The organism is Candidatus Thermoplasmatota archaeon (assembly GCA_029907305.1).
Classification (GTDB): Archaea; Thermoplasmatota; E2; order DHVEG-1; family DHVEG-1; genus JARYMC01.
The window spans coordinates 1-3,419 of sequence record JARYMC010000112.1 but is presented as its reverse complement, the minus strand read 5'-3'; the positions used below and the strand labels follow the sequence as shown (position 1 = coordinate 3,419).

The following is a 3,419-nucleotide window of genomic DNA, read 5'->3' as shown; positions in this document are numbered from 1 at the left end:
AATTGATTATTCATTAATCAAAAGAAAAGTTTTAGATTTCACCCCTGAAAAATTGAGGGAGAAAATCTTAGAGAAAATGGTTTGGGCGTAAATATTTACTTTAATTCTTCTAACCTCGTTTCTACAAATTCCTCTTACTTTTATACTCGGGGATTCCTCTATGGTTGAATGATGTAACGATGTTTTATAAAGGACACGTTTTCAGATCCCGGATATTGGACAAGGATAAGCCACAGATTCTGAACAAAACGTAAGCCACGGAAAATGAACAAGGTATTATATACTAGAAGTAGTTGAGCCACGAAAATTGAACGGAACTAGCCTGGTTGGTAAGACCTGAATTTTGGACGATGGAGATCGGGAAAAATAGGTAGGTTTTAACAGGAGACAAGGGTTGGATATTTTGGTGGAAAACCAAAAGTATTGGCGGATGAAAAAAGCCCTGAAAATTGAACAGAACTGGAAAAAGCTAAGCCCCCCTAGGATATTTTGAGCAAACATTTGGTGGTGTTAGAGGATGTAAAAAGCCACGAAAACTGAAGGGAGCTGGAAAAAGCCAAAGATTTTGGTTTTTGTGATTTTGTGAAATTGGGTGGGGGTTAAGTCTTCAGCAAGTACGACAAGTACGTATAGCCTGCAGCCGAGTACATATAAATTGTGATTTGTTAGATATTGTAAGATAAAATGTTGTTAGAGAGATTTATGATTTATTGTAGAAAACATTTAAGTAAAGCTATAATATTCAGATTTAGAAATTAAAAATCCTGATTTTGGGGAGGAAATAAAAAATGCGAGATGGCCAAGGAGTTTGTTCAGGCTTTACCAAGTTCTCAAGAGGCGTGTTAAGTTGCCCGTTTCATTTGACGTTATCTAAGGGTTATACCAAATTAGTCTATTCCGCTGGAGGTTGAGATATTGATACGAAAGGCGTTAATCATTTTGGTTGTAATCTCTATTGTTTTAAGCGGCGTATCGGTCTTTACCGTAGAGGATACTGTTTCGGGAACTAGTGATAATACAAATATGCTTGAATTAAAGGAAGGAATGAAATACGAATATATGTATCAAACTCCTCCTGCTGGTCCTGACTTTGATTATCAAATCGATCTATACATAATTGAGGAAGATGAGGATTCTTGGGAGGGAATTACTGCGTGTACATCAAAAGATAGAACCCGACTATATAGATTTAAAATAACCAAGGATAATTTTGAGCTATATGAAACAACTCAGCTTAGTGAGAAAAAAATATTTGATGAAGAAATTCACTATAAAAAAATAACTACTTCGTCATCAGAAAGTCCCATAATAATTCCATTAACTATTGCTCTTAATATGCAAATATATGGTTTCGATATGAGAGAAATTATAGATAATAAATCAGTGACAACAATGTGGGGTGGTGGAAAATTAACGAATCTCACTTTGGAAGGCCCTTTAGACTACAACAAGTATCATTCTTATAAGATAATTGGAGAGATGATCAATGAGCCATATGAGCCATATACGAGTACTACCACCTATTATGTTAGTACAGTTCCACCTTATCTATTAATAGACCAACATACTTCTATCGGCCCTATCGAAAATTACGCGATTATTAGTTTGGAAAGAGTTGAAAAAGAATCATTTGATGTAGGCAAATATAATGTAAGCAACCCCCCAAATCAACACCCACGACCAAAATTCAGTTATTCTATTGATAATCTCACTGCTGAATTTAATGCCTCAGGTTCATATGATCCTGATGGAAAAATTACTCAATACATGTGGGATTTCGGCGACGGAACCAATGGAACTGGGATAAATCCGACACATGAATATGTACTCAGCGGGAGTTACACTGTAAGATTGACTGTTACTGACGATGAGGGAGGTTCTAACTTAATTATAAAAACTATAACTATAAACACATCGTCAACGAACGAAGAAGATAATGAAAACGGAAGTAATGATAGTAGTAACGACGGTAAAGATACATCAACTCCTGGTTTCGAACTTGTCTTTATCGTTGTTGCAATAGCTTTTGTTCTGTTCTGGAAACGATATAAACTATAGATTAGGCACCTATACTTTTTTTCCACTTTTTAGTCTCTCGGAATAGAAAAAACAATTATTTTATTTCCTTACGCATTTATCCTTCAACATGATGGGATGCAAAAATATGATTCTTTCGTAAATGTTCAGATAGTAGGGGAAATATATAACGATGGATGTGTCAGAGATTGCACAGAATCATTTTTCATCTCTAAACAATTTCCTGGTACCCAAAGGTGCCGTTAACTTAAGGTTCTTTGATGCATATTTTCCCAACTGATATTTGCTATTCTGAATAAACTGTAAGGTAAAATATTAGACAAGAATACCTTGAAATTGCGGTCATTTTTCTTGAACTCTTGGATATTTGTTAAGTTAACGGCACCTACTCCAAAGGAAAAAAATTTATATAATATGTTAAGTATTAATATTTTAGAAAAATTTTAGAATGGGGGAAAATCTTATGAAGATAGGTAATAAGTATAAAATAGTTCTAGCTGTTTTAATAACCATGCTAATGATTGTCAGTGTTTTTGGAAGTGCAATAAACATCAATAGAGAACCTGATGTAAATAGTACAAACATGTCGGCAAATTTTGAAGATAGTTCTTTTACTCTTATTTCTAATCCGATTTATAAAGATCTTAAGACGAGCAACATAAGAGAAAAGAAGATAATGTTATCGTCGCTCTTTGGTTTTGATCTTGAGGCAAATGAGGTTTATCTTAGCTCACAACCAGCAGATTATGATAAAGAACATGTTGTAACAGATCCGCAAGCTGGGGATGAGTTGTATATTCATTGGGTTTATACAATCTGGGGATATGGAACTGTTGATCCTTTTTATTGGAGGATATGGCTGTATGTCCAGGGTGGTGGTGATGTGATTGATTATGAATACCATGTGACTGATCCAGAGTTACGTCAGGCTGGGTATATCTATAAGTGGTGTTTCGGTCAGCCATGGGTTGCTCCTGGTGGCGATTATACGTTGACCTTGGAAGTCGACAGCCATAATGACATTGATGAGGATGATGAGGACAATAATATCATCGAAGAAGAGTTTACAGTTACAGGTAGTGGATTGGGTGACCTGATTGCTCAGGATATCTGGATGAGTTCTCAACCAAATGATTGGAATAAGGAGTATGTGGTACCGGTGCCGGATGAGGGTGATGAGGTTTGGTTCCATTTTGAATACGACTGGATTGGAAGCGACACATGTCCTACTCACCATATAGAAATAAGCTTAGATGACAGTATTTATTGTGAAGGAGACGTCTCAGGGGTACCAGGTGGGTATACAGTGAAGATATGCTGTACTAGTTCCTGGGCCGCTACATCTGGTGATCATGTTTTGACTGGTGAGACTGATACAAATG

2 protein-coding genes are annotated in these 3,419 nt (G+C 36.0%); both read left to right on the top strand.

The genetic code is table 11. From position 1 onward, the window contains the following. Positions 1 to 1,059 precede the first annotated feature (1,059 nt). Positions 1,060 to 2,058, top strand: coding sequence for a PKD domain-containing protein (locus tag QHH19_07035; GenBank protein ID MDH7518074.1), 999 nt, complete (start codon positions 1,060 to 1,062; stop codon positions 2,056 to 2,058). 442 nt (positions 2,059 to 2,500) lie between these two features. Beyond that, positions 2,501 to 3,419 (top strand): hypothetical protein (locus QHH19_07030; GenBank protein ID MDH7518073.1); only part of this gene is annotated, 919 nt, incomplete at its 3' end.

Bases quoted from the DNA above. Each gene is read 5' to 3' on its own strand.
- QHH19_07035 (MDH7518074.1), top strand. From the start codon at position 1,060: ATGTATCAAACTCCTCCTGCTGGTCCTGACTTTGATTATCAAATCGAT.